The following is a 22,041-nucleotide window of genomic DNA, read 5'->3' on the forward strand; positions in this document are numbered from 1 at the left end:
GAGCCAGATCAGTCTGGCTAGATCAGACTTGGCTGCACCAGCGTCTCCAGCGCCAACTTCACCGGCGCAGGCAATCCCACTGAATTGAGTTGCGCGAGCGGTACCCAACGCCAGTCGTCATTGAGCGCGACGGGTGTGGCGATCTCCGCGCGCAGCAAGTGCATATGCAGGCGGAAATGCGTGAAGGTGTGCGTGAGCGCGCCAGCCATTTCCACGGTCGAGACCGCGCCATATGCCTGCGCGGCACGACGCACGGTGCCCACCTCCAACGGATGCGCGTCGAGCACGTCGTCCATCTCGCCCACCAGCGGCAAAGACCACAACCCACCCCAGATGCCGCGTTGCGGACGACGCTGCAGCAGGACCGCGTCGGCGTGTAGGGCGATAACAAGTGTCGCGGCACGCTCGGGTATCGTCTTGCGCGGACGCGGCACGGGCAGTTCCATCACGCGATCAGTACTGCGCGCTTCGCATAGCGATTCGAGCGGACAGGACCGTTCGCCGGTCAGGCATGCCGGTTTGCCACGCGTGCAAACGGTGGCCCCCAGGTCCATCAAACCCTGTGTGTACGGCTGAATGCCTTCGGTCGGCGGCAGCACGGCTTCGGCGATGCGCCACATCGTGTCTTCCACGCGCTTGTCGCCAGGAAAGCCATCGATGCCAAACACACGCGCAAACACGCGCTTGACGTTGCCGTCCAGAATGGCCGCGCGCACGCCGTACGAAAACGCTGCGATGGCCGCCGCGGTCGAGCGGCCGATGCCCGGCAGCGTCGCCAACACGTCGGGATCGCGCGGGAAGATGCCGTCGTGCTCCACCACCACGATCTGCGCGCAGCGATGGAGGTTTCGCGCACGCGTGTAGTAACCGAGACCGGCCCACGCAGCCATCACATCGTCTGCAGGCGCAGCGGCCAGCGCCTGCACGGTCGGGAAGCGCTCGATGAAGCGTGCGTAGTAGCCCAGCACCGCGCTCACCTGCGTCTGCTGCAGCATGATCTCTGACAGCCACGTGCGATACGCGTCGCCAGTGTTCTGCCACGGCAAATGGTGGCGGCCATGACGCTGCTGCCATGCGATGACGCGCACGGCAAAATCATCGGGGAGCGAAGGCAATACGGCAGCAGGTTGCGCGGCGCGGCGCGTGCGGCGAGGGGTGGCGGTCATGCGTGTGATGAGGAAACGGCGAGCCGAAGATGCGCGCTGGCGGCGATCCTACCAGAACGAAAAAAGCGCCCACAGGCGCTTTCTCCATGAACAACGCTATGCGTCAAGCCGCGAACGACTGCCGCTCCAGAATCGTTCCGGCCGCGAGAATGCGATCGGTGTATTGGGCGATCGTGCCGCTGCGCTCATCCAGCGTATTGAGCAGCGCTTCGAGTTCGGTGATGCGCGCTTCCAGCGTATCGGTCGCCTCATGAATGCGCTCGATCGAATCGACGCGCTTGCGCAGTTGCTTCTGATGATCGCGCACCTGCGCTTCGAGCGGCGTCATGACCGACTTCAGCCAGATCTCGATGTCGCGGTTCATGTCCTGGAAGGTATCCAACACGCGGCTGGCCACCGTCGAGAATGCGCCGTGCACGAGTTGCGGCTTCGGACGCGTCAGGAAGCTGAACGCGCCAAAGTGGTTGTGCGCGAGCATCAGCGTCTCTTTCAGATCGGCGTCGTAGCGCGTGCCCAGGAAGCGCAGCGGCGGCGACAGCGTGAAGCCGTGCTCGGCGTTGAACTTCTTGTACATGCCATCCACCATCTGGTGCAGTTGGTCGATGCGGTTAGCGGCATCGCGCACCAGGCCCGTCAGGTGGCCGAAGAGCTTGTCCATGTCGTCGCGCAGACCGCGCGAGAACACGCGCTCCTTCATCTTCTCGCGTGCTTCGCGCATCGTCGAGCGGATCTGCTTGAGCTGCACACTCTTGATGATCTCTGCGCTGTGCCGGCCGAACACCGTACGCAGCGCCTGAAACTTGGCGATGCTCTGCTCGAACTCTTCCTTCTCGCCCTGCACGCGCATCAGCATGTGCTTGACCATCGTGTGGTTCTTGCCGCGCAGGCCGCGCAGCTCGAACAACTGCTCGACGATGTCGCGGCGGCGCATCTGCAGCAGTTGCTGCGCGCCGGTGGCCATGTCCTTCACGGCCAGTTGAACCTGCTCGGTCACGATCTCGCGACGCTGCGGAATCAACTGATCCGATAGCACCGACTCCAGCTCCGGCAGCCGGCTCTTGGCCAGCAGCTCATGGTCATGGTTGACCTTGGCCACCAGCCCCTTCTGCGCCGACACCGGATACACGCGCTCGACATCGATATCGAGCACCTGCGCCGTCGTCATGATCTGGCGGCTGACTTCGCTCTCGACTTCCTCTTCGGACTTGAGCGGATCCCACAGGCCGTCGACCTTGTTGAGCACCGCGATGCAGCCCTTGCGCTGGCCACCGCCCACATGCGAGCGCCACAGTTCCAGGTCGCTCTTGGTCACGCCGGCATCCGCTGCCAGCACGAACACGACGACATGCGCATCCGGAATCAGGCGCAGCGTCAGTTCCGGCTCGGTACCGATGGCGTTCAGGCCCGGGGTGTCCAGGATCACCAGTCCCTGCTTGAGCATCGGGTGCGGGAAATTGATGATCGCGTGACGCCACTTCGACACTTCGACCGTGCCGGCGGCATCCACCGAGAACGCGGCGTCAGGATCGGCGTCGTTATAGAGACCCAACTGCTCGGCTTCTTCCTTGGGCACGCGCACGGTTTCCACCACGTGGCGGAATGCTTCGAGCATGCCCTCGGGCGACGACGGATCGAGCGGCACCGACAGCCAGTGGCTGCCCGCATCGCGAAAATCGGCCGTCGATGCGTCATGCAGACGCGTCTCGATCGGCAGCAGGCGGATCGACGGCGGATAGCTTTCGTCGTACATCAGCTCGGTCGGACACATCGTGGTCCGGCCCGCCGACGATGGCAGGATGCGGCGGCCAAAGTCCGCAAAGAAGATGGCGTTGATCAGCTCGCTCTTGCCGCGCGAGAACTCGGCAATGAAGGCGACCTTGAGCTTGTCGCTGCGCAGGACGCCGCGGATGCGCTGTGCGCGCATGTCAGCTTGCGCGTCGTACAGCTCCTGGGCTTGCAGCCAGTCCTGGAATTCCCCCACCGACTGCAGTACCGAAGCGCGCCAGGCGCTGTACTGCTCGAACTGTGTGCTCAGTGTGTTGTTCATCGTTCTGTCTTATTGTGTGCGCGACCCGACCGCGAAAAATGCGCGCGCCCCTCGACATTGCTGTTCCGCCCAATTACGGCACAGAAATGCACAAATTTAGGTGGAACGATACAGCGAACCGCCAGCTTCCGGGCGAACTTTCCACAAGGTTCCCCAGCCCGGGCAGTCAAGTGTTGCGGGATGCCATCGGCGGCCGGACACCCCACTTCAAAAACCTTGCGAAATGGCGGCCAGATCGCTCCAGCGCCACGTTTTCAGGCGGCTTTCGATGCCCTTGGCAGACCGATCAGCGCTGGCAGGTCGGACAGTAGAAAGTGGAGCGCTGCCCCTGCACGATCTGCCGGATTGGCGTGCCGCACACTCGGCACGGCAGACCAGCGCGGTCGTACACGAAGGCTTCGAGCTGGAAGTAGCCGCTTTGTCCGTCTGACCCGACAAAGTCGCGCAGCGTGCTGCCGCCACGCGCGATGGCATCGGCCAGCGTAGCGCGAATGGCCTCGGCGAGCACCGCATAGCGTGGCCGGCTGATGCGGCCCGCCGCCGTGGTCGGCCGGATACCGGCGCGAAACAGACTCTCCGAACAATAGATATTGCCCACGCCGACCACGATGTCGCCCGCCAGCAGCGCCGACTTGATGGCAACCCGGCGCCCGCGCGTGCGGGCGAACATCCAGTCGCCGTCGAATCGCGCGTCGAACGGCTCAATGCCGAGATTGCGCAGCAGCGGGTGTTCGGCCAACCCGGCTTCGTCCCCAGCGTGCCAGAGCATGGCACCAAAGCGGCGCGGGTCTCGATAGCGCAGTGTGATGGATACGCCGGTTGCATCGGCGAGTTCGATATCGACGTGATCGTGTGGGCCGGGCGGCACGGGCGCCTCCAGCACACGCAAGGTGCCCGTCATACCAAGATGGATGAGCAACCAGCCGCCCGCGGTGCCAGCGCGGCGGCCGGATTGTTCCACCGCGGGCATGCATTCGATGAGCAGGTATTTGCCCCGGCGCAGCAAGCGCGTGACAGTCAAGCCCGCGAGCAACTCCGGCAACGCCGGATCGATGGGCCAGCGCAAGCCGTGATGGCGCACCACGGCGCGCACGATACGTCGCCCCGTAATATGCGGTAGCAAACCCAGGCGAGTGACCTCGACCTCCGGCAACTCAGGCATCGAACCTCCATCCCATGTGCTGCTCCAACCTTTTTTACGATGCGGGCGATTGTAGCGGTCAGGCTACAATGCCCCGAACCCCCATCCGGAGCTTCGAGACCATGCCTCACGCCCTCTCCCGTTCGCCCGCGACGCAACGCCCGCGGCGATTCCTGCGCAGCCGAACGGCCCTTCTGGCCGCGCTGGTGGCGGGAGGGCTGACGAGCCTGCCGGCCTGGTCGTCGCAGTCGGTTGCTGGCGCCCCGCTCCTTGCCCAGGCGGCACAGGAAGGCGGTACGGGCGGCCGCGCAGCCATCCAGATTGAACGCTCGCGCCCGCGCACCGGCCTGCCGAGCTCGGAGCGCACCGATCTGCCGCGCGTCGCGCTTACTGAAGACATCATGTACCGCGTGCTGGCATCGGAAGTGTCGCTGCAGCGTGGGCTGGTCGAGCCGGCGTACCGCACCTACCTCGCGCTCGCACAGGACACGCGCGACCCCCGCTTTGCCCAGCGCGCCACGGAAATCGCGTTTCTGACGCGCTCCCCCGCGCAAGCGCTGACCGCCTCGCGCCTGTGGGTGGAACTGTCGCCAACCTCCATGCCGGCACGCCAGGTGCAGCAACTCTTGCTGGTGGCGACGGGCCAGTGGTCGGAAGTCGAGCCGATGCTGCAGGCGCAGTTGAACAAGGTCTCGCCCGGCCAGCGTGCCGATGCCCTGCTGCAATTGCAGCAGCAGATGTCCAAGAGCAGCGATCCGGCGGGTGCCGTAGGCGCGCTGCAGCGCATCGCCTCGCATGACATGCAGCGCCCCGAAACGCATCTGGCCTTGGCCCGCGCGAAGGTTGCCGCCAAGGATGTTCCCGGCGCACTGACGGAACTGGACACCGCGCTCAAGCTGCGCCCCGGTTATGAAGACGCCGCCATCCTCGCTGCCGAACTGCGTGCCGACGGCGACCCCGATGCCGCCATCGCCGGCCTGCGCAGTTTCCTGAAAGCCGCGCCAGCCTCCATCGATGGCCACCTGGCGCTCGCACGCATGTACCTCGTGCGCAATCAGCAGGACAAGGCGCGCGCTGAATTCGAAACGCTCAAGAAGATCGCGCCCAACGATGCGCGCATCACGCTTGCACTGGGCCTGCTGAACCTGCAGCAGCGCCAGTACGATGACGCCGAGCGTTACCTGAAGGAATACGTCACGGCCACCGCCAAGTCGCCCACCCTCAGCCCCGAACCTGGCTACCAGGGCCTCGCCCAGTTGGCCGAGGAAAAACGCGACTACGCCGGCGCGCTGGGCTGGGTCGACAAGATCACCGGTTCCGCCAACGGCGACGCCGATGGCCAGACCGCGCTGGCAGCCGGCATCAAGCGCGGCCAGTTGCTCGGCAAGCTGCGCCGCATCGACGAGGCACAACAGACCTTCGACGAGCTCGTCGCCGATTCCGAAGACGTGCCCGACGGCCCGCGCCGCCAGGCCCTGATGGACGGCATCCGCCAGGCAGAAATTGGCATGCTGATGGACGCCAAGGCTTACGGCCGCGCCCGGGCCCGCGTCAACGAGCTGCTCAAGAGCGACCCGGACAACGTCGAGTATACGTACCAACTGGCAATGCTCGAAGAGCACGACGGGCACTACGACAACATGGAAACGCTGCTGCGCAAGGTGATCGACCTGCGCCCCGGCCAGGCCATCGGCTACAACGCGCTCGGCTATTCGCTGGCCGATCGCAACGTGCGCCTGCAGGAAGCGCAGGAGTTGCTGGAGAAAGCGGTGTCGCTGGCGCCGGATGATCCCTACATCGCCGACAGCCTGGGCTGGGTCAAATACCGTCGCGGCGATCTGCCCGCCGCCACAGACATCCTGCGCAAGGCGTGGGCTGCCGCCCCGCAAGCCGAAATCGGCGCGCACCTGGGCGAAGTGCTGTGGCAATCGGGCAAGCAGGACGACGCGCGCCAGATCTGGACCGAAGCGTCCAAGCTCGACGTGAACGACACCACGCTGCGCGACACGCTGCGCCGTTTCGGTCAGCCGGTGCCCAATGTTCCCGTGAGTGCAAATTGATGGCGATGCGGTTCACGCGCGCGCTTGGCGCGCTGATGCTCGGCGCTGGCTGCGCGCTGTTCAGCGGCTGCGCAAGCTTGCGGCCAGCTAACGATCTCTTCGCCGGCACGCAAGACGCCGATGCCTCCATCACGCGCTATCAGGGTCGCTTCTCAGCCCGTTACACGCAGAACAACGCCGAGCAAAGCGCCGTCGGCAACTTCCTCTGGCGTGAGCGCGGACCCGACGTGCAGCTTGAGCTGATGTCGCCGCTGGGCCAGACGCTGGCCATCGTCAGCCAGAGCAACCAGGGCGCCACGCTTGAGCTGCCGAACCAGCCGCCGCGCCGCGCCCCCGAAGTCGACACGCTGATGCAGGATGCGCTCGGCTTTTCGCTGCCTGTCTCCGGCCTGCGCGACTGGCTGCGCGCCCGCCCCGCTCCCGGCACACCGGCACGCGTGGCACGTGATGCGCAATCGCGCCCCGAAACCATCGAGCAGAACGGCTGGACTGTCCACTACGTCGCCTGGACTGACGACGGAAACAATTCCGACGGCGCCAAGGTCAGCATCCGCCGACTCGACCTTGATCGCCCGCAGGGCGCCAATGGCCCGCTCTCGGTGCGGCTCGTGCTCGACCAGTAACGCCTCGCTCGTCATGTCTTCCGCACCCGTCGAGCTGCGTGATTGCCCAGCGCCCGCCAAGCTCAACCTCTTCCTGCACGTGGTCGGCCGCCGGCCCGATGGCTACCATTTGCTGCAAACTGTCTTCCAGTTGATCGACTGGTGCGACACGCTCCATTTCACGCGCCGCACCGACGGCCGCCTCGTGCGCATCACCGATATTCCGGGCGTGCCCGCCGATGATGACCTCGTCATCCGCGCCGCGCGTCTGCTGCAAGCGGAAACGGGCTGCACCTACGGCGTCGACATCGCCATCGAGAAACGTCTGCCGATGGGTGGTGGCATTGGCGGTGGCTCGTCCGATGCAGCCACCACGCTGCTCGCGCTCAATCGCCTCTGGGGCCTTGATCTGCCACGCACGCAACTGATGGCGATCGGCCTCAAGCTCGGCGCCGACGTGCCCTTCTTTGTGTTCGGCCAGAACGCCTTCGCAGAGGGCATCGGCGAAGAACTCACGCCCGTCACGCTGCCGCCGGCTGCCTTCGTGGTGATTCACCCACGCGTGCATGTGCCCACCCCCGCAATTTTTTCCGATGAAGGGTTGACACGCGATACGCCACTCACCATAATTACGGACTTTCCTGACCAACAAATTGTTTTCGCTTACGGTCGCAACGACCTACAAGCGGTGGCGGAAAGGAAATACGGCGAAATCGCCCGAGCACTTGTCTGGCTGCGTCAATTCAGCCCTCTGGCAAGAATGACCGGATCCGGCGCCTGCGTGTTTGCTCCGTTCGACAACGTCGAGCATGCGCAAGCGGTAGCGGATCAGGTGCCTTCCGAATGGGAAGGTCGGTATGCGGCAGGTCTGACGCATCACCCGCTCGCAGGATTTGCTGTGTAAGGTTTGCAGTTATCGCCTCTGCAATGGAGGCGGTAACCAATAGGTTGTGTAGGGGCGTCGCCAAGCTGGTTAAGGCACCGGATTTTGATTCCGGCATGCGTAGGTTCGAATCCTTCCGCCCCTGCCATTTTCTTCCTCATGTTTCCAGCAATAGCCCGGTTGGTGCTTTAACTAACCGGCGCGTCTGAAGTCGAAAAACAGGTGCCCCGATGAGCAGCGAAGGCTTGATGGTTTTTACCGGCAACGCCAACCCGAAACTCGCCGAAGCTGTCGTCAAGCACCTAGGCATTCCCCTAGGCAAGGCCCTCGTCGGCCGATTCTCCGATGGTGAAGTCCAGGTTGAGATCCAGGAGAACGTGCGCGGCAAGCACGTGTTCATCCTGCAATCCACCTGCGCCCCGACCAACGACAATCTGATGGAACTGATGGTGATGGTCGATGCGCTCAAGCGCGCGTCTGCCCGCCGCATCACGGCCGCCATCCCCTACTTCGGCTATGCCCGCCAGGACCGTCGCCCGCGTTCGGCGCGTGTGGCGATCACGGCCAAGGTCGTGGCCAACATGCTGGAAGTCGCCGGCGTCGAGCGCGTGCTGACGATGGACCTCCACGCTGACCAAATTCAAGGCTTCTTCGATATCCCGGTCGACAACATCTACGCGTCGCCGATCCTGCTCGAAGACCTGCGCAAGAAGAACTACGAAGACCTGCTGGTGGTGTCGCCTGACGTCGGTGGCGTGGTGCGCGCACGTGCACTCGCCAAGCAACTCGGCGTGGATCTGGCGATCATCGACAAGCGTCGCCCGAAGGCCAACGTCGCTGAGGTGATGAACATCATCGGTGAAGTCGACGGCCGCAACTGCGTGATCATGGACGACATGATCGATACCGGCGGCACGCTGTGCAAGGCCGCGCAGGTCCTCAAGGAGCGCGGCGCCAAGCAAGTGTTTTCGTATTGCACGCATCCGGTGCTGTCGGGTGGCGCAGCTGCCCGCATCGCAGACTCGGCGCTCGACGAAGTGGTCGTGACCGATACCATTCCGCTGCGCGAAGACGCCATCAAGTGCGGCAAGATCCGCCAGCTCTCGACGGCGCCGCTGCTGGCCGAAACCTTCACCCGCATCGTGCGCGGTGACTCGATCATGTCGCTGTTTGCGGAATGATTCAGCACCCGAGCGGCTTACTGTTATAATTCAAGGCTTTACTGCAGAAAACGTCGACTAGACGGCACTTCTGCGGTGTCTGCGGGGCGCAATATGGCGCCCCGTTCACCAGACGGCTTGGTCGCGAGTCGTCTTTTTCGTTTGGAGCAATCATGAAAGTTGTCGCTTTCGAGCGTAGCGTTCAGGGCACTGGTGCGAGCCGCCGCCTGCGCAATTCCGGCAAGACGCCGGCCATCATTTACGGCGCTGGCGCCGAGCCGAAGCTGATCGAACTCGATCACAACGCGCTGTACCACGCGCTGAAGAAGGAAGCCTTCCACTCGTCGATCCTCGACATCGAAGTGGCTGGCAAGGTGGAAAAGGCGCTGCTGCGTGACTTCCAACTGCACCCGTTCAAGCAACTGGTTCTGCACGTCGACTTCCAGCGCGTGTCGGCCAAGGAAAAGATCCACGTCAAGGTGCCCCTGCACTTCATGAATCAGGAAACTGCTCCTGGCGTGAAGCTGGGCCACGGTATCGTGAACCACATCCTGAACGACGTTGAAGTGTCGTGCCTGCCGGCCGACCTGCCCGAGTTCATCGAAGTGGATCTGGGTACGCTGGAAATCGGCCAGACCCTGCACATCGCTGACCTGAAGCTGCCGAAGGGCGTGACCATCCTCACCCACGGTGGCGATGAGAACCCGGCTGTTGCCAACATCAGCGTGCCGGCTGGCGAGAAGTCCGCTGCCGCCGAAGAAGGCGCTGCTGCAGGCGAAGACAAGCCGGCAGCCTAAGTTGCCGCCCCTCGCACTTCGGTGCGAGCGAAAGAAGCCCGCCGAGCCTGTCTCGCCGGGCTTTTTTTCTGCCTGAGCGGCGCGCGCCGCACAGCCTCCAGGCTGCGGAAAGCAGCTATGCTTGTACGATCAAGGGGCGCTTCCTGCACCTCAACCTGATACGAATCGCATGATCAAACTCATCGTCGGCCTCGGCAATCCGGGGGCCGAATATGCGGCGACGCGACACAACGCCGGCTTCTGGCTGGTCGACCAACTCGCGCGCATGGGCAACGTGACGCTGCGCAACGAGACGCGCTTTCACGGCTATGCAGCGCGCGCCAACCTTTGGGGCAACGAGGTGTGGCTGCTGCAGCCGCAAACCTTCATGAACCGCTCGGGCCTGGCCACCGTGGCGCTTGCCCGCTTCTACAAAGTGATGCCCGATGAAATCCTGGTCGTGCATGACGAACTGGATTTGCCACCCGGCGCTGTCAAGCTCAAGCTCGGTGGCGGTTCCGGTGGCCATAACGGCTTGAAGGACATTGCGGCACATCTGACCACGCAACAGTTCTGGCGGCTGCGGCTGGGCATCGGCCACCCGCGCAACCTGTTGCCGCCGGGCACCGCAGCGTCCGGCCAGCATGACGTTGCCAACTTCGTGCTCAAGGCGCCTCGCAAGGAAGAGCAGGACCTAATCGATCGCGCCATCGATCAGAGCCTGGATGCGCTGCCCGAGCTGATTGCCGGCAACGCCGAGAAAGCCATGATGCGCCTGCACACCGCACGCTGATCCGCCAACACCGAGGACACCGCCATGACACGGTTCGCCATACTGACCTCACGCGCCGCCGTGCTGGCGGGTCTGGCGCTCGGCCTGGCGGCTAGTCTGCCGGCGCAAGCGCAGGTGTATCGCTGCAGCGAAAACGGCCAGACGACCTATTCTGACCACCCCTGCGGTACGCGCGCGCAGCCCGTGCCGATGATCGACAACACGCCCAGCGCCGCCGATCAAAAGGCTGCCCGCGAACGCGCTAGCGCCGAAGCCGCCGAAGTGCAGCAGATGGAATCGGCACGCCGAAAAGCGCAGGCAGCGGAAGATGCCCGCCAAGCCCAGATGGCCGCACAGGCTGCCGAACAGGCGCGCCGCGAGCAACGACAGAAAGTGGTGGTTGCGCAGGAAGGCGTTCGCTACTGCCGTCGCGTCTACGTGGGGCCGTTGCCGTACCCGGCGCCATACCCGCAACCCTATCCGACGCCGATGCCGGTGATCCGCCAACCTCCCGCGCCGGCTGCTGGCGCGCTACGCCAACCTGGCAATGGCCCGAAGCCGTTCGCGCAAGCACCGTTGGCGCCCACACCCATCGTGCCGCGCCCACTGCATCCGCATTACCCGCATTACCGCATCGTCTGCGAACCGGGCTATGCGTACGAAGGGCCGGAAGATCTGCTGCCGATCCAGTAAACGTAATGCCCACGAACGGTAGGTACCAATGAAAAGAGACGGCCAAAGCCGTCTCTTTTTTGTGTGCTCACGCTGCGCGTGGTGGTGCTGAGATGAGCTGGGTGTACTTCTGCATCAACTGCTCGTGCGTTTCCTCATGGGCCGGGTCCTTGGGAATGCAATCCACCGGACAGACCTGCTGGCACTGAGGCTCGTCAAAGTGGCCGACGCATTCGGTACATTTGCCCGGGTCGATCACGTAGATCTCCGGGCCCATCGAAATCGCGCCGTTGGGGCACTCAGGCTCGCATACGTCGCAATTGATGCACTCATCGGTGATTATGAGCGCCATGATGCCTTCCTTGAAATGGCCGGCGAGCCAGCGCTCGCCAAAGCGTCATTTTATTCCGATTTCCCCGACCCTTCCGTCTTGCCGGTCTTTTCCTTGAGCCACTTTTCGACCGACGGGAACACGAACTTGCTCACATCACCGCCAAGCACGGCGATTTCGCGCACAAACGTGCCCGAGATGAACTGGTATTGATCCGACGGGGTGAGGAACATGGTTTCCACGTCCGGCAGCAGGTAGCGGTTCATGCCGGCCATCTGGAATTCGTACTCGAAATCCGACACGGCACGCAGGCCCCGCACGATGACGCGCGCGCCGTTCTTGCGAACGAAATCCTTCAAGAGGCCGGAAAACCCTTCCACCCGCACGTTGGGGTAATGGCCGAGCACTTCACGGGCGATCTCGATGCGCTCTTCCAGCGCGAAGAACGGCCGCTTGTTCGGGCTCTGCGCCACCCCGACGATCAGCTCGTCGAAGATATTGGACGCACGCCGCACGAGGTCTTCGTGGCCGCGCGTGAACGGATCGAAAGTGCCGGGATAAACCGCGATCACCATGGTTCCTCCACCAAGGGGAAAAGAGCATCCGCAAGCGTCGGCGTGGGACATGGCCGCGCCGGTACTGCATTCGGACACCATTGCGTTATCGAGCGCGGCAGGTCCCGAGCCTGCCGCCTGGGCCACCGATACCGACCGAGGGCACCGGCGTTGCGGGTGCCGCTCGATGCTCATGCATCGGTTGCGAGCGGCGTAGTTTAACCGTTTTTGCGGAGCAGCAAATGTGCATGCACCGCACCGGCGCGCAGGTGTTTGTGAAGCACCAGATCGGCAGGCAACGCGATACCGGCGGTCGGCTCGTCGCCATGTGAATCAGTACTCGCATCCACCAACGCCTGTGCCGCTTCAACGTAGATCACGCCTCCTGGCTTGACCACCCGGGTTGCGGCTTCCAATGCCCGCAACGTCCAGTCCTGTGCAAACGGCGGATCGATGAACACCGCATCGAGCGCAGCATCGGGCTGGCGAGCGAGCCAGGCAAAGGCGTCGCCGGAGACGATGTCGACCATACGTGCGCCCAGCTTGTCGCGGATGGCGTGCAACGCGCGCACGGCCGGGGCGTGGTTTTCGATGAGCGTCACGTGCGCAGCGCCGCGCGAAGCCGCCTCAAAGCCGAGCGCGCCAGTGCCGGCAAAGATATCTGCGCAGCGCCAGCCGGTCAGGTCTTGACCGAGCCAGTTGAAAACGGTTTCGCGGACGCGGTCGCTGGTCGGGCGCAAGCCGTCGGCGTCGACCACCGGGAGCGGCGTGCGCTTGTATTGCCCGCCGATGATGCGAACCTGCTGCGGTGCGCGCGCATGCGACGTGGTGGTCTTGGCCTTAGGGCCTTTTGAGGTACGAGGTGCCATGGGCGCGATTGTAGTGCCAGCGCAAACAAAAACCGGCGGGAGATGCCGCCGGTTTTTCGGATTCAGCCGCCGTGCGTCAGTTCGCAGCGACTTTCCCCGGACCGCCCACCACGATCGTCGCCATGGTCTGCGGTTGCAGCGCGCGCTGGAATGCCGCACGCACCTGGTCACGCGTGACAGCCGCGATGCGCTGCGTCCACGTGTCCAAATAGTCGAGCGGCAGGTTGTACCAGCCGATGTTGGCCACGTTGTCCAGCAGCTTGCGGTTGCTGTCCAGGCGTAGCGGGAAACCGTTGACGAGGTTGTCCTTGGCGGCCTTCAGTTCCGCGTCGGTCGGGCCATCGGCGACGAACTTGGCAACGGTGTCACGCACGACGCCCAACGCTTCTTCGGTCTGGTCCTTGCGCGTCTGCAGCGCCAACTCGAACGGACCGGGCTGCGCGGCGGGCGCAAAGTAGCTGCCGATGCTGTACGTCAGGCCGCGCTTCTCGCGCACTTCGTTGGTCAGGCGCGCACTGAAACCGCCACCACCGAGCACGTAATTACCGACCAGCAGCGGAAAATAATCCTTATCGCCGCGCGCAATGCCCGGTTGGCCGAGGATGATGGTCGCCTGCTGCGCCGGATGCGGAATGCGGATCGTCTCGGCCTTAGCCAGGGGCATCTTCACATCGGGCAGCGTCGGCGGCGTGGCGCCGTCAGCGGGCAGGCCGCGCGTGATCTGCTCGGCGATGGCCTCGGCTTCCTTACGGCTGATCGCACCGATCAGCGTCACCACTGCGCGCTTGGCCGTGTAGTTGGCCTGGTAGTAGTGCACGATGTCGTCACGCGTGATGCTCTCCACCGTTTCCGGCGAAGCGGTCTGCCCGTACGGATGCGTGCCGTAGATGGCCTTGCCGAACGCGCGCTCGGCCAGCACCGACGGCTTGGTCAGCGATTCGCGGATGGCCGCCACAAGGCGCTGCTTGTCCCGCGCGAGCACGGCGTCGGGGAAGGTCGGCGCCGAGATGATCTGCGTCATCAGCGCGATGGCCGGGCCTCGCTCGTTCGGGTCGGACAGCGTGCGCAGACGCAGGCTTGTGCGATCGCCGCCCGCACCGCCACCAAAGCTCGCACCCACATCGGCAAACGCATCGGCAATTGCCGCTTCATCGCGCGCGGGTGCGTTGCCCTGCGCGGCGACGCCCTTGTCGAGCATGCCGGCCGTCAGCGAGGCGAGGCCAACCTTCGCCGCTGGCTCGTAGCGCGAACCCGCATCCACGTCGAGATTGATGTCGAGCATCGGGATCGACGGGCTCGGCACGAAAAACACGCGCGCGCCGGTCGGGGCCGTCCAGTGTTCGATGGGCAGCGCGGCCAGAGCACTCTGCGCCGCCGCGGCAACAATGGCGACCAGCGCCGTCTTCAGGGTCAGAGACATGGCGCGCATCAACGCAGCCCTCCTTCTTCGCGCATGCCAGGAACAGGCTTGCGCGCCGGTTTGTTGGGATCGATCGGTTGCGGCAGCAGCGTGGCGACGACGAGGTTGTCTTCGCTGAAATACGTCTGCGCCACGTGCTGGATCTGCGCCGACGTCACGGCCTTGATCTTCTCAAGCTGGCGATCAATGGACCGCCACGACAGACCGCTCATCTCGTTCATCCCGATCTCCATGCCCTGGCCGAACACCGAGTCGCGCTTGTAGATCTGGGCGGCCACAACCTGCGCCTTGACGCGCTTCAGTTCGGCATCGGTCACGCCCTCCTTGGCGATGCGCTCGATCTGCGCGCGCAGGGCCTGTTCGATCTCGGCGGTGGTGTGGCCGTCGGCGGGCGTGCCGTCCATCAGGAAGATCGAGGGGCCGCGGTTCAGGCCGTCGTAGCCGGCGTTGACGTCGTCGGCGATACGCTTTTCACCCTTGACGAGCTGGCTCGATAGGCGCGCGTTGTCATAGCCATCGAGCACGGCCGACAGGACTTCCAGCGCGTACGGGTCGACGTCCTTTTCCACATCGATCAAACGCGGCACCTTGTATGCCAGCACAACATACGGGTTCTCGGCAGGCGCCTTCACCCAGATGCGCTTCACGCCAATCTGCTTGGGCTCTTCCTGCGCGTAGCGGCGCGGCAGCGCATGCGGCTTGAGCTTGCCGTAGGTGCGCTGCGCGAGGCGGAAGACTTCATCGGGGTTGACATCGCCCGCGACGATCACGGTGACGTTGTTGGGCGTGTACCAGGCGTGGTACCAGTTCTGCGCGTCCTGCACCGTCATCGTGTCGAGATCGCCCGGCCAGCCAATGGTCGGGTTCCGGTACGGCGCGGCGTTGAACAGCGTGGCGAGCATCTGCTCGTAGACGGTGGAACGGGCGGAGTCGTCGATGCGCATGCGGCGCTCCTCCTTCACCACGTTCATCTCCGGCTTGAACTCCTTGTCGGTCAGCTGGAGATTGGCCATGCGATCGGCTTCAAGCCCCATCACATCGGCCAAGTGCGACTTCTCGATCTGCTGGAAATACATCGTGAAGTCGCGCGTGGTCATGGCGTTTTCACGGCCGCCCAGGGCTGCCACGCGGCGAGAGAACTCGCCGGGGCCGACAGCCTTGGTGCCCTTGAACATCATGTGCTCAAGCATGTGGGCGACACCCGTGGTGCCATTGTGCTCGTCGATGCTGCCGGCGTGATACCAGACCATGTGCGCCACGGTGGGGGCACGGTGGTCTTCCTTGACGATCAGTTGGAGCCCGTTGGGCAGCTTGTATTCGTGCGTGTCGGACTGGCTGGCACCCACTTTGGCGCCGCTGGCGGTAGCCACCGGGCGCCCGGGCGCAGCAGCAAGTTCCTGCGCGCCAACATGGCCGGCCAGCAGGCCTGCCGCCAGGGCCGTCGCAGCCAATTGCCAGACTCGCGACCGAGCCCGGTTTGAAACGATTCGCATGGAAGAGCGCATAAGGGCTGTCTGATAAAATTCGACGCTTGATTCTAACGGCGAAATAGACTGCCTTTTACGATGTTTAGTTTCTGGAAGAAGCGCAAGGCAGAGCCCCAACCGGCCGCCGAACCCACGCCCGCAGCGGCGCCTGAAGCCGCGCAGGCACCTGCCCCGGCTGCCATCCCTGCCCCCGCGCCCGTACCCGCCCCGGTTGCAGCCCCCCAGCCCGTCGCTGCGCCTGCTCCCGTACCTGTCGCCCTCCCGGCTCACATTGCCGTGCCGGACGCACCTGCCGTGCAGCCTGCACTCGACGTGCAAACCGACGATGTCGAGACCGTGCCCACGCCCGCCGTGATCGAACAGGCCCGCAAGGGCTGGATGTCGCGCCTGCGCTCCGGCCTGTCGAAGACGAGCAAGGGCCTGACCACGCTGTTCGTTGGCGTGAAGGTGGACGAAGCGCTGTTCGAAGAGCTGGAGACCGCGCTGCTGATGGCCGACGCTGGTGTCGACGCCACCGAATACCTACTGGGCGAACTGCGCCGCCGCATCAAAGCTCAGCGCATCGAAACCGCCGAAGGCGTGAAGACCGCCCTGCGCGACTTGCTGGTCGAGCTACTGCACCCCTTGGAAAAAACCATGGTGCTCGGCCGCGAACAGCCGATGGTGATCATGATCGCGGGCGTGAACGGCGCCGGCAAGACGACCAGCATCGGCAAGCTGTGCAAGCACTTCCAGACCTACGGCCAATCGGTGCTGCTGGCCGCGGGTGACACGTTCCGCGCCGCCGCGCGAGAGCAACTCGTGATCTGGGGTCAGCGCAACAACGTCACGGTGGTGGCGCAGGAATCGGGCGACCCGGCCGCCGTGATCTTCGATGCGGTGAACGCCGCACGCGCACGCGGCATCGACATCGTCATGGCCGACACCGCCGGCCGCCTGCCGACGCAGTTGCACCTGATGGAAGAACTCAAGAAGGTGCGCCGCGTGACCGCCAAGGCGATGGCCACGGCGCCGCACGAAACGCTGCTGGTGATCGATGGCAACACGGGGCAGAACGCCCTCGCGCAAGTCAAAGCCTTTGATGAAGCGCTGGGCCTCACGGGCCTGATCGTCACCAAGCTGGATGGCACTGCCAAGGGCGGCATCCTGGCTGCCATCGCACGGCAGCGTCCGGTGCCGGTGTACTTCATCGGCGTGGGTGAGCAGGTTGAAGACCTGCAGCCGTTCTCTGCGCGGGAATTTGCTGACGCGTTGTTGGGATAAACGATGAACCCGGCGTCGCAATGACGCCGGAATCCTTACTGCTTACGCGGAAACCGCATCCGGCTGCACCCCAGGCGCAGCCCTCTGAAACGCCTCCTGCGCCATGCAGTGCTCAAAGATGCGCGCAAGCGTCGGGTAATCCTCCACCGCCACATCAAACCGCTTGCCGTTGAACACCTGCGGCACGAGGCACACATCGGCCAGCGTCGGCGTGTCGCCAACACAGTAGGCGCCCGTGAGCGGTGACGCCGACAGCCGCGTCTCCAACGCTGCAAACCCCAGCTTCACCCAGTGGCGGTACCAGTCGTTGCGCGCCTCTTCTTCCACGTTGAACGTGTTCTTCAGATACTTGAGCACACGCGGATTGTTCAGCGGATGGATCTCGCACGCGATGGCCAGCGCAATCGCACGGATGTGGGCGCGGTTGCTTGGCGAGCCCGGCAGCAGCGTGGGCTCGGGATGTGTCTCTTCCAGGTATTCGACGATCGCCAAGGACTGGTTCAGCACGTCGTTGCCGTCGCACAGCACGGGCACCAGCGCGTCGGGGTTCAGCTTGACGAAGTCGGGCGCCATCTGCTCGCCCTTGAGCAGGTGCACCGGCGCGTAGTCGTACGGCAAGCCCTTCAACTCCAGGGCGATGCGCACACGGAACGACGCCGAGCTGCGGAAGTAGTTATACAGCTTGATCGACATGGCTTCTGACTCTTCCGCTCAAATGACCTTCACATGCAGCTCGCCCACGCCGTCGATCTTGCCGACCATCAAATCGCCGACGACGACCGGGCCGACGCCTTCGGGCGTGCCGGTGTAGATCAGATCGCCGGGGCGCAGTTCGAACAGGCGCGACAGATACGCAATGGTTTCCGGCACCGACCAGATCAGGTCCGACAGGTCACCGCGCTGGTGTTCGCGGCCATTGACCGACAGCGTGACGGCGCCCTTGTCTGCGTGGGCGACATCCTTGGCCGGGACGATCGGCCCGATGGGTGCCGAGCCGTCGAACGCCTTGCCGGTTTCCCACGGGCGACCGCCCTTCTTGGCGGCGTTCTGCAGGTCGCGGCGCGTCATGTCCAGGCCGACGGCGTAACCGTAGATGTGGTTGGCTGCGGTTTCCACAGAGATGTCGCGGCCCCCCGTGCCGATGGCGACCACCAGTTCGATCTCGTAGTGGCAGTCCTTGGTTTCGGTCGGGTAGACGAACTGGCCGGTCTCACCGTCGGGGATGTAGCGCACGGCGTCGGCCGGCTTGCAGAAGAAGAACGGCGGTTCGCGGTCGGGGTCGGAGCCCATCTCGCGGGCATGGGCGGCGTAGTTGCGGCCGACGCAATACACGCGGCGCACCGGAAACTGGCCATGCCCGCCACGGACGGGAATGCCATTGACGGCGGGCGGGGTGACGACGAACTCGGTCATGCGGGTCTCCTGGGACTAAGCTGGATTGGAACAGGTGGGGACACTGCGGCCACCGCCCCCCGGCGACCGACGAGTTTGCGAGAATACACCCGCACCGGCCCGGCGCGGTTCTTGCATGAGTGGCGTGCACCCTGCCCCACTTTGCACCATGCAAACGAAACCGCCCGCCCCATCTGCCCCGCCCGCCGCCCTGCACCCGGCCGCGCCGATGCGCGTGCTGCTCGTGCGCGATCCGCTCGATGCTGAACAGATCAACCTGGAGCTGATCCGCGCCGGCCTTGCGGAGGCCGGTTTTGTTGACGTGGGCCTGGCGGATGCCGACCTGACGCTGCCGGAGCGCATTGCAGAGACACAGCCCGACATGGTGATCGTCGCGTCCGAATCGGCCGCGCGGGACACCATCGAGCACGTCTGCGTGGCCACACAGCACGCGCCGCGCCCGATCGTGCTGTTTACCGACAACGACGACGCCACACGCATCAAGACGGCGTTTGCCGCCGGCATCACGGCCTACATCGTCGACGGCATCAAGCCCACGCGCGTCAAGGCCGTGCTGGACGTGGCCTACGCTCGCTTCGAGCACGAGAGTGCGTTGCGCGCCGAACTGGACACCGCCAAGACGCAGCTGGCCGAGCGCAAGGTGCTCGAACGCGCCAAGGGCCTGCTGATGAAGCAGATGAACCTGTCGGAAGACGACGCCTTCAAGCGCCTGCGCAAAATGGCCATGGACCGCAACATCAAGCTGGTGGAAGCCGCCCAACGCGTCATCGATGTAATGGCCAGTTGAGCGGTCGGGCCACCGCCCAGTTTTGGTGCGTCGCACAACTCCGGCGCTGGAAACGCACCAGTCGCGCGCGGCTTTCCGGACCTCACAGGCTCAGTTCCGAACCTCAACCGTCGAGTTAAAAGCCTCACGCGCCGAGTTCCGGACCTCAACCGCCGAGCCAAAAGCCCCACGCGCCGCGTTCCGAACCTCAACCGCCGAGCTAAAAGCCTCACGCGCTGAGTTCCTAACCTCAACCGCCGAGTTAAAAGCCTCGCGCGCCGAGCTCTGAACTCGGAACGCCGAGCCCCATTGCTCAACGTTGGCATACCCCTTGCAAGTGTCGCTGCGAAGCCGATGCCAACGTGGGTATCGGCATGGGACAACGGCGTCCCGACGCACAGCTCTGCGACCCCTCCTCTGCGATGGGCGATAGCGCGCGTCGGGACGCCTTTTCTTTGGAGCCATGGATGGCCGCGCCAGACAAGACCGACGCCCTCGTCAATCCGATCAACCCCAAGCGCCGCAGCATCATGAAAGCCGCGGCGACGATTGCAGGAGGCAGTGCCGTGGCATTGATCGATCCGCTGGTGCGTGCCGGCGCCTGGGCCGCCGGCTCCGATGCGCCCGAGAAGACGGAGCTGAAGGTCGGCTTCATCCCGCTCACGGACTGTGCCTCGGTGGTCATGGCGTCCACGCTGGGCATCGACAAGAAGTACGGCATCAAGATCACGCCATCGAAAGAAGCCTCGTGGGCCGGCGTGCGCGACAAGCTGGTGTCGGGCGACCTGGATGCGGCGCACGTGCTCTACGGCTTGATCTACGGCGTGCAGCTCGGCATCGGCGGCCCCAAGAAGGACATGGCCGTGCTGATGACGCTCAACAACAACGGCCAGGCGATCACGCTGTCATCCAAGCTCAAGGAAGCAGGCGTCAAGGACGGCACGTCGTTGAAGGCCGTCATGGCGAAGGACAAGCGCGAATATGTGTTCGCGCAGACCTTCCCGACCGGCACGCACGCGATGTGGCTGTACTACTGGCTGGCCGCGCACGGCATCCACCCGCTGCAGGACGCCAAGGCGATCACCGTGCCGCCGCCGCAGATGGTGGCCAACATGCGCGTGGGCAACATGGATGGCTTCTGCGTGGGCGAGCCGTGGGGCGCCCGCGCGATTGCCGACAACATCGGCTTTACCGCCGAGACCACACAGGCCATCTGGAAAGACCATCCGGAGAAGGTGCTGGGCACCACGGCGGAGTTCGTGCAGAAGTATCCGAACACGGCACGCGCGCTCACGGCTGCGGTATTGGAGGCAAGCAAGTTCATCGATGCGTCGGCATCGAACCGCCGCAAGACGGCAGAGACCATCGCTGCCAAGTCCTACGTCAACACCGACATGGACATCATTCTCGACCGCATGCTGGGCCGCTACTCGAACGGCCTGGGCAAGACCTGGGACGACCCGGACCCGATGCGCTTCTATCACGATGGGGCGGTCAACTTCCCATACCTGTCAGACGGCATGTGGTTCCTCACACAGCACAAGCGCTGGGGCCTGCTGAAGGCGCATCCGGATTACCTGGCCGTGGCCAAGCAGGTCAACCGCGTCGACATCTACAAGCAGGCGGCGACCGCCACCGGCACACCGCTGCCCAAGAGCGACATGCGCACCGCCAAGCTGATCGACGGCGTGGTGTGGGATGCGAAGAACCCCGCCGCGTATGCCGACGGCTTCAAGCTGAAAGCCTGACGCTGCTGTCCTCCTGATTTTCCGATTGCGGTCCTTCACGTCGATGGAGCCCGACATGAACACGCTCGTCAAAACGTTGTCCGGCGTGCAGTCCGACGCCGCCCCTGAACGTCGCCGCTTGGTTGCGCGCGACTGGCTTGTTGCAGCTGTAGTGAAAGGTTTTCCGCCCGCGCTGGGCTTCGCACTGTTCGTGCTGGCTTGGCAGGGCATCGCCTCGGCCATCCCGGCGCTGCCCACACCGGCGGTGACGTGGAAAGCGGCGGTCACACTGTTTGCCGATCCGTTCTACCGCAATGGCCCGAATGACCAAGGTGTGGGCTGGAACGTGCTGGCGTCGCTGGCGCGCGTGGGTGCGGGCTTCGGCATGGCCGCGGTCATCGGCATTCCGGCGGGCTTCATCATCGGGCGCTTTGCGTTTCTGAATGCGATGGCCTCGCCCATCATCAGCCTGCTGCGGCCGGTGTCGCCGCTGGCGTGGCTGCCGATCGGGCTGCTGCTGTTCAAGTCGGCCAACCCGGCGGCCATCTGGGCGATCTTCATCTGCTCGATCTGGCCGATGGTCATCAACACCGCCGTGGGCGTGACGCGCGTGCCGCAGGACTACCTGAACGTGGCGCGTGTGCTGAACCTGTCTGAGTGGAAGGTGTTCACGCGCGTGCTGTTTCCCGCCGTGCTGCCGTACATGCTGACGGGCGTGCGGTTGTCCATCGGCACCGCGTGGCTGGTGATCGTGGCGGCAGAGATGCTCACCGGCGGTGTCGGCATCGGCTTCTGGCTGTGGGACGAGTGGAACAACCTGAAGGTCGAGCACATCGTCATCGCCATCTTCGTGATTGGGGTGGTGGGCTTGCTGCTGGAGCACGCGCTGCTGGCGATTGCACGGCGCTTCTCATACGACGCGGTTTGAGGTA

At 64.4% G+C, this 22,041-nt stretch carries 21 protein-coding genes and 1 tRNA gene; 12 read left to right on the forward strand and 10 right to left on the reverse strand.

Annotated elements, in window-relative coordinates; all coding sequences use genetic code 11:
* Window positions 1–17 precede the first annotated feature (17 nt).
* From mutY to mutM, 3 genes are all read right to left on the reverse strand, one after another.
* Window positions 18–1,166 carry an A/G-specific adenine glycosylase gene (mutY, locus tag M1D44_RS12600; protein ID WP_316852775.1) on the reverse strand — a complete coding sequence of 383 codons (1,149 nt, stop codon included), beginning with the start codon at window positions 1,164–1,166 and terminating at the stop codon, window positions 18–20.
* A gap of 103 nt (window positions 1,167–1,269) precedes the next feature.
* A complete protein-coding gene (locus M1D44_RS12605; RefSeq protein WP_024976720.1) occupies window positions 1,270–3,213 on the reverse strand; it encodes a dynamin-like GTPase family protein in 1,944 nt (647 codons plus the stop codon).
* Between the two features lie 286 nt (window positions 3,214–3,499).
* Window positions 3,500–4,375, reverse strand: a complete 876-nt coding sequence (gene mutM, locus M1D44_RS12610; protein WP_316852776.1) for a bifunctional DNA-formamidopyrimidine glycosylase/DNA-(apurinic or apyrimidinic site) lyase — start codon at window positions 4,373–4,375, stop codon at window positions 3,500–3,502.
* 101 nt (window positions 4,376–4,476) lie between these two features.
* Here mutM and M1D44_RS12615 point away from each other — a divergent pair, with 101 nt between their 5' ends.
* From M1D44_RS12615 to M1D44_RS12650, 8 genes are all read left to right on the forward strand, one after another.
* Complete coding sequence (locus M1D44_RS12615) at window positions 4,477–6,414, forward strand: tetratricopeptide repeat protein (RefSeq protein WP_024976722.1); 1,938 nt, start codon at window positions 4,477–4,479, stop codon at window positions 6,412–6,414.
* The gene (gene lolB, locus M1D44_RS12620; RefSeq protein WP_316852777.1) at window positions 6,414–7,037 is read left to right on the forward strand and encodes a lipoprotein insertase outer membrane protein LolB; all 624 of its coding nucleotides are present in this window, start codon (window positions 6,414–6,416) and stop codon (window positions 7,035–7,037) included. Before M1D44_RS12615 ends, lolB begins: the two co-directional genes overlap by 1 nt.
* Before the next feature lie 13 nt (window positions 7,038–7,050).
* Entirely contained in the window at window positions 7,051–7,920 is an 870-nt protein-coding gene (gene ispE, locus M1D44_RS12625; RefSeq protein WP_316683782.1) for a 4-(cytidine 5'-diphospho)-2-C-methyl-D-erythritol kinase, read from the forward strand.
* Between the two features lie 50 nt (window positions 7,921–7,970).
* Window positions 7,971–8,047 (forward strand) — tRNA-Gln (locus M1D44_RS12630).
* Window positions 8,048–8,129: 82 nt separating this feature from the next.
* Window positions 8,130–9,080: a ribose-phosphate pyrophosphokinase gene (locus M1D44_RS12635; protein ID WP_004633415.1), complete on the forward strand. Its 951-nt coding sequence runs from the start codon at window positions 8,130–8,132 to the stop codon at window positions 9,078–9,080.
* Between the two features lie 152 nt (window positions 9,081–9,232).
* The gene (locus M1D44_RS12640; RefSeq protein WP_024976725.1) at window positions 9,233–9,856 is read left to right on the forward strand and encodes a 50S ribosomal protein L25/general stress protein Ctc; all 624 of its coding nucleotides are present in this window, start codon (window positions 9,233–9,235) and stop codon (window positions 9,854–9,856) included.
* A 169-nt stretch (window positions 9,857–10,025) separates the two neighbouring features.
* Complete coding sequence (gene pth, locus M1D44_RS12645; RefSeq protein ID WP_012761087.1) at window positions 10,026–10,628, forward strand: aminoacyl-tRNA hydrolase; 603 nt, start codon at window positions 10,026–10,028, stop codon at window positions 10,626–10,628.
* 24 nt (window positions 10,629–10,652) lie between these two features.
* The gene (locus tag M1D44_RS12650; protein ID WP_439004506.1) at window positions 10,653–11,300 is read left to right on the forward strand and encodes a DUF4124 domain-containing protein; all 648 of its coding nucleotides are present in this window, start codon (window positions 10,653–10,655) and stop codon (window positions 11,298–11,300) included.
* 67 nt (window positions 11,301–11,367) lie between these two features.
* Here the strand turns inward: M1D44_RS12650 and M1D44_RS12655 are convergent, their stop codons facing one another.
* The 5 genes from M1D44_RS12655 to M1D44_RS12675 all read right to left on the reverse strand — a co-directional run bounded on the left by M1D44_RS12655 (window position 11,368) and on the right by M1D44_RS12675 (window position 15,958).
* The gene (locus M1D44_RS12655) at window positions 11,368–11,631 is read right to left on the reverse strand and encodes a YfhL family 4Fe-4S dicluster ferredoxin (protein WP_316852778.1); all 264 of its coding nucleotides are present in this window, start codon (window positions 11,629–11,631) and stop codon (window positions 11,368–11,370) included.
* A 50-nt stretch (window positions 11,632–11,681) separates the two neighbouring features.
* A complete protein-coding gene (gene coaD / locus M1D44_RS12660; protein WP_004633426.1) occupies window positions 11,682–12,185 on the reverse strand; it encodes a pantetheine-phosphate adenylyltransferase in 504 nt (167 codons plus the stop codon).
* Window positions 12,186–12,382: 197 nt separating this feature from the next.
* The gene (rsmD, locus tag M1D44_RS12665) at window positions 12,383–13,033 is read right to left on the reverse strand and encodes a 16S rRNA (guanine(966)-N(2))-methyltransferase RsmD (protein WP_316852779.1); all 651 of its coding nucleotides are present in this window, start codon (window positions 13,031–13,033) and stop codon (window positions 12,383–12,385) included.
* Window positions 13,034–13,109: 76 nt separating this feature from the next.
* A complete protein-coding gene (locus M1D44_RS12670; RefSeq protein ID WP_316683783.1) occupies window positions 13,110–14,462 on the reverse strand; it encodes a M16 family metallopeptidase in 1,353 nt (450 codons plus the stop codon).
* Complete coding sequence (locus M1D44_RS12675; protein WP_024976729.1) at window positions 14,462–15,958, reverse strand: M16 family metallopeptidase; 1,497 nt, start codon at window positions 15,956–15,958, stop codon at window positions 14,462–14,464. The genes M1D44_RS12670 and M1D44_RS12675 overlap by 1 nt, the downstream gene beginning before the upstream one ends.
* A gap of 60 nt (window positions 15,959–16,018) precedes the next feature.
* Between M1D44_RS12675 and ftsY the strand changes: the two genes are divergently transcribed.
* Complete coding sequence (ftsY, locus tag M1D44_RS12680) at window positions 16,019–17,203, forward strand: signal recognition particle-docking protein FtsY (protein ID WP_316683784.1); 1,185 nt, start codon at window positions 16,019–16,021, stop codon at window positions 17,201–17,203.
* A 42-nt stretch (window positions 17,204–17,245) separates the two neighbouring features.
* Here ftsY and maiA read toward each other — a convergent pair whose 3' ends face one another.
* Both maiA and M1D44_RS12690 read right to left on the reverse strand, forming a co-directional pair.
* Window positions 17,246–17,896 (reverse strand): maleylacetoacetate isomerase, encoded by a 651-nt coding sequence (maiA, locus tag M1D44_RS12685; RefSeq protein ID WP_316852780.1) that lies wholly within the window; start codon window positions 17,894–17,896, stop codon window positions 17,246–17,248.
* A gap of 18 nt (window positions 17,897–17,914) precedes the next feature.
* Window positions 17,915–18,616, reverse strand: a complete 702-nt coding sequence (locus M1D44_RS12690) for a fumarylacetoacetate hydrolase family protein (protein WP_024976732.1) — start codon at window positions 18,614–18,616, stop codon at window positions 17,915–17,917.
* A gap of 148 nt (window positions 18,617–18,764) precedes the next feature.
* On the opposite strand from M1D44_RS12690, the gene M1D44_RS12695 reads away from it, so the two are divergent.
* From M1D44_RS12695 to ntrB, 3 genes are all read left to right on the forward strand, one after another.
* Window positions 18,765–19,403: an ANTAR domain-containing response regulator gene (locus tag M1D44_RS12695; RefSeq protein ID WP_045202488.1), complete on the forward strand. Its 639-nt coding sequence runs from the start codon at window positions 18,765–18,767 to the stop codon at window positions 19,401–19,403.
* Window positions 19,404–19,849: 446 nt separating this feature from the next.
* Window positions 19,850–21,130, forward strand: a complete 1,281-nt coding sequence (locus M1D44_RS12700; protein WP_316852781.1) for a CmpA/NrtA family ABC transporter substrate-binding protein — start codon at window positions 19,850–19,852, stop codon at window positions 21,128–21,130.
* A 55-nt stretch (window positions 21,131–21,185) separates the two neighbouring features.
* Entirely contained in the window at window positions 21,186–22,037 is an 852-nt protein-coding gene (ntrB, locus tag M1D44_RS12705; RefSeq protein WP_316852782.1) for a nitrate ABC transporter permease, read from the forward strand.
* Window positions 22,038–22,041: the final 4 nt, after the last annotated feature.

The organism is Ralstonia sp. SA306, assembly GCF_054792405.1.

Bases quoted from the DNA above. Each gene is read 5' to 3' on its own strand.
- rsmD (WP_316852779.1), bottom strand. From the start codon at position 13,033: ATGGCACCTCGTACCTCAAAAGGCCCTAAGGCCAAGACCACCACGTCG.
- M1D44_RS12635 (WP_004633415.1), top strand. From the start codon at position 8,130: ATGAGCAGCGAAGGCTTGATGGTTTTTACCGGCAACGCCAACCCGAAA.
- M1D44_RS12655 (WP_316852778.1), bottom strand. From the start codon at position 11,631: ATGGCGCTCATAATCACCGATGAGTGCATCAATTGCGACGTATGCGAG.
- ntrB (WP_316852782.1), top strand. From the start codon at position 21,186: ATGAACACGCTCGTCAAAACGTTGTCCGGCGTGCAGTCCGACGCCGCC.
- M1D44_RS12640 (WP_024976725.1), top strand. From the start codon at position 9,233: ATGAAAGTTGTCGCTTTCGAGCGTAGCGTTCAGGGCACTGGTGCGAGC.
- M1D44_RS12650 (WP_439004506.1), top strand. From the start codon at position 10,653: ATGACACGGTTCGCCATACTGACCTCACGCGCCGCCGTGCTGGCGGGT.
- mutM (WP_316852776.1), bottom strand. From the start codon at position 4,375: ATGCCTGAGTTGCCGGAGGTCGAGGTCACTCGCCTGGGTTTGCTACCG.
- mutY (WP_316852775.1), bottom strand. From the start codon at position 1,166: ATGACCGCCACCCCTCGCCGCACGCGCCGCGCCGCGCAACCTGCTGCC.
- coaD (WP_004633426.1), bottom strand. From the start codon at position 12,185: ATGGTGATCGCGGTTTATCCCGGCACTTTCGATCCGTTCACGCGCGGC.
- M1D44_RS12670 (WP_316683783.1), bottom strand. From the start codon at position 14,462: ATGCGCGCCATGTCTCTGACCCTGAAGACGGCGCTGGTCGCCATTGTT.
- M1D44_RS12700 (WP_316852781.1), top strand. From the start codon at position 19,850: ATGGCCGCGCCAGACAAGACCGACGCCCTCGTCAATCCGATCAACCCC.
- M1D44_RS12695 (WP_045202488.1), top strand. From the start codon at position 18,765: ATGCAAACGAAACCGCCCGCCCCATCTGCCCCGCCCGCCGCCCTGCAC.
- M1D44_RS12690 (WP_024976732.1), bottom strand. From the start codon at position 18,616: ATGACCGAGTTCGTCGTCACCCCGCCCGCCGTCAATGGCATTCCCGTC.
- M1D44_RS12605 (WP_024976720.1), bottom strand. From the start codon at position 3,213: ATGAACAACACACTGAGCACACAGTTCGAGCAGTACAGCGCCTGGCGC.
- pth (WP_012761087.1), top strand. From the start codon at position 10,026: ATGATCAAACTCATCGTCGGCCTCGGCAATCCGGGGGCCGAATATGCG.
- M1D44_RS12675 (WP_024976729.1), bottom strand. From the start codon at position 15,958: ATGCGCTCTTCCATGCGAATCGTTTCAAACCGGGCTCGGTCGCGAGTC.
- ftsY (WP_316683784.1), top strand. From the start codon at position 16,019: ATGTTTAGTTTCTGGAAGAAGCGCAAGGCAGAGCCCCAACCGGCCGCC.
- maiA (WP_316852780.1), bottom strand. From the start codon at position 17,896: ATGTCGATCAAGCTGTATAACTACTTCCGCAGCTCGGCGTCGTTCCGT.
- ispE (WP_316683782.1), top strand. From the start codon at position 7,051: ATGTCTTCCGCACCCGTCGAGCTGCGTGATTGCCCAGCGCCCGCCAAG.
- lolB (WP_316852777.1), top strand. From the start codon at position 6,414: ATGGCGATGCGGTTCACGCGCGCGCTTGGCGCGCTGATGCTCGGCGCT.
- M1D44_RS12615 (WP_024976722.1), top strand. From the start codon at position 4,477: ATGCCTCACGCCCTCTCCCGTTCGCCCGCGACGCAACGCCCGCGGCGA.